A 2,782-nucleotide genomic window follows, 5' to 3' on the forward strand; every position below is an offset into this window, starting at 1 on the left:
GCACGGGCTCGCAGCCCCTCAGCCGCCGACCGAGGGGGAGGTTGCGCGCCTGCGCCGCCGGATCGATGAGCTTCTATCCGACCGGCAGGAGGAGCGGCGACGTTTCGACCGGACCCTGGGGGAAATCTATGCCTCCCGCTCCTGGCGGCTCACGGCCCCGCTGAGGTTTCTGCACGGGCCGGGTTTCAAACTGCGGGTGAAGCTTTGGCTGCGTGCGCAACTGCTGGCTCTGCCACTGGGGGCGACGCTCCTCGCGCTCCGGCGGTCGCTGATGCCCGCGCAGGGCGCGGCGGTTCACGCCCCGGACCTGCTGGCGGCGAAAACGGCGTTTCGGGCAGAGACTAATGCGGCGCTGAACGACTTTCTGGCCGGAACTGCTCCCCTGGTTCTGCCGCGCGCCGAGCGACCGCAAGTCTCCATTGTGCTTGTGCTGTGGAACCAGGTGGATCTCACTTACGCGTGCCTCACCGCGCTCGCGGCGGAAACCGATGTGCCGCTGGACGTGGTGATCGTCGATAATGCCTCCAGCGATGCCACCGGAACGCTGTTGGCGCGGGTCGAAGGCGCAACCCTAGTGCCGCAGAGCGAAAATCTCGGGTTTTTGCGCGCGGTCAATCTGGCCGTTCCCCACTGCCGCGCCGAGCGGGTTTTGCTGCTCAATAATGACGCAGTTATGCGCCCCGGCAGTTTAGCCGCCGCGCTCGCCACGCTGGAGAGCAGCCCCGATATTGGCGCGGTCGGCGGGCGGATCGTGCTGCCAAATGGCCGCTTGCAGGAAGCGGGAAGCATCGTCTGGCAGGATGGTAGTTGCACCGGCTATGGCCGCGATCTGCTGCCCGAGGCCGGGGAGGCCATGTTTCGCCGCGATGTGGATTATGCCTCCGGGGCGTTTTTTGCTGTTCCACCGCGCGGTTTTCGAGGCAATGGGCGGGTTCGATGAGCGCTTCGCCCCGGCCTATTACGAGGAAACCGATTTCTGCCTGCGCCTGTGGGCACGGGGCCTGCGCGTGGTGTATGAGCCGCAGGCCGTGATCGACCATTATGAATTCGGCAGTGCGCAAAAGAGCGAAACGGCGCTGGCGCTGCAACGGCGCAATCAGGAACTGTTCGAACAAAAGCATCGGGACGCGCTGGCCGCGCATCGGCCCGCAGGCCAAGGGCGGGAGCTTTGGGCACGCCTACGATTAGCGGCGACGGTACCGCCCCCGGCGCGCGTTCTGGTTATCGACGATCAGGTGCCGCTGCCGTCGCTGGGGTCCGGCCTGCCGCGCGCGCGCGATATTCTGACCCATCTTGCGGAACCGGGGCGGCTCGTTACTTTCTACCCGATGGCGGTGCCGACGGAAGATTGGGCCAAAACCTATGCCGCCCTGCCGCGTTCGGTGGAAGTGGTTATGGGGCCGGGGCGCAGCGGGCTCGAAGCGTTTTTACTGGCGCGGCGCGGCTATTACGATGGCGTGTTGGTCAGTCGTCCGCATAATATGGCCGAACTCGGGCGGCTTCTGGCCAAACACCCAGGGCTGTTGGACCCGGCGGCGCTGGTTTATGACGCGGAGGCGGTTTTTGCCCTGCGTGACTTGGTGCGTGCCCGGTTGCTCGGCGCGGCCCCGGCGATTGAGAAAGCCGAGCAGGCGGTGACGGCGGAACTCGATCTTGCACGCCCGGCCCAGCGCGTGCTGACGGTTTCAGAAGCCGAAGCGGCGCATTTCCGGGCGGCGGGTTTTGCCGATGTGCAGATTTTGGGGCATGGGCTCGTGCCGAACCCGACGCCGCGCCCGTTCGACGAGCGTCACGACCTGCTGTTTGTCGGACGCTTGACGGACGATCTGTCGCCGAATGTCGATTCGCTCCTGTGGTTCGCGCGCGACATTATGCCCCGCCTGCGGGCGCTTTTGCCAGACCGGATCGATCTGCTGGCCTGTGGCCGCGCGACCGCCCCCAGCCTGCGGGCGATAGCCGGGCAGGGCGTGACCTTCATTGGCGAAGTGGCCGATCTTCAGCCTTATTATGACCGTTGCCGCGTTTTTGTGGCGCCGACGCGCTTTGCTGGCGGGATTCCTCATAAGGTCCACGAGGCCGCTGCCCACGGGGTGCCCGTGGTCTGCACGTCCCTGCTCGCCCAGCAACTCGGCTGGCAGACGGAACAGGCGGTGCTGGCTGCCGATGATCCCGACGCTTTCGCCGCCGCCGTGGCGCGGCTGTATACCGATCCGGCGCTATGGCAGCGTTTGCGGGCACAGGCTTTGGTCCAGGTGGCGGCCGATTGTGCCCAGCCGGTTTTTGCCGCGCGGCTCGAAGCGGCGCTGCGCCTGTAAACCCGACCTTGGCGAACATTCACCCATAAATAACCCCCAGACGCAGAATCTGGGGGTTATTCATGTTTGCAAGCAGGATCTAAGGCGGTCTCCCGGTCTGATCGCAAGACCGGACCTGTGGGCCGACAGAGGCAATGTAGCTCTACAGGCCCCCTCAGCATACGGGCGACTTCAGAGCCTGACAATAGCGTTAGCATCTGAAATATCGGAGGGGCGGCATTTTTTTTCCCGTTCCCTCAGAGGGCACAACGCATTACCTTGCTAGCGTCACGGGCAAGGGCTAAGCGGGAAAAATACGCTCTGTCTTACTGCCACGAGACACGCTAGTTCGCAAGTGTTTTGTATGACGCTTGCGGTGTGTTAGTCCGGACTCTGCTAGGGGCGTGCGACAAATGACCATCCCATACTTTGATGCAGCGTATTACTTACGCACAAACAAGGATGTCCAAGCCGCTGTTCTCAGTGGA

Annotated in this window: 2 protein-coding genes; both read left to right on the forward strand. The window is 64.1% G+C overall.

Annotation, left to right across the window (positions count from 1 at the left end; translation table 11 throughout):
- On the forward strand, nucleotides 1-940 hold a 940-nt coding region (locus VZ95_RS22310), incomplete at its 5' end, for a glycosyltransferase (protein WP_156995358.1).
- Nucleotides 876-2,315, forward strand: coding sequence for a glycosyltransferase (locus VZ95_RS16645; protein ID WP_198148360.1), 1,440 nt, complete (start codon nucleotides 876-878; stop codon nucleotides 2,313-2,315). The genes VZ95_RS22310 and VZ95_RS16645, both read left to right, overlap by 65 nt.
- Nucleotides 2,316-2,782 lie beyond the last annotated feature (467 nt).

The organism is Elstera litoralis (assembly GCF_000963705.1).
In the GTDB taxonomy this organism is placed as follows: Bacteria; Pseudomonadota; Alphaproteobacteria; order Elsterales; family Elsteraceae; genus Elstera; species Elstera litoralis.

Excerpts from the sequence above, each read along its gene's own strand:
- VZ95_RS16645 (WP_198148360.1), top strand. The coding sequence starts at position 876 with ATGCCTCCGGGGCGTTTTTTGCTGTTCCACCGCGCGGTTTTCGAGGCA.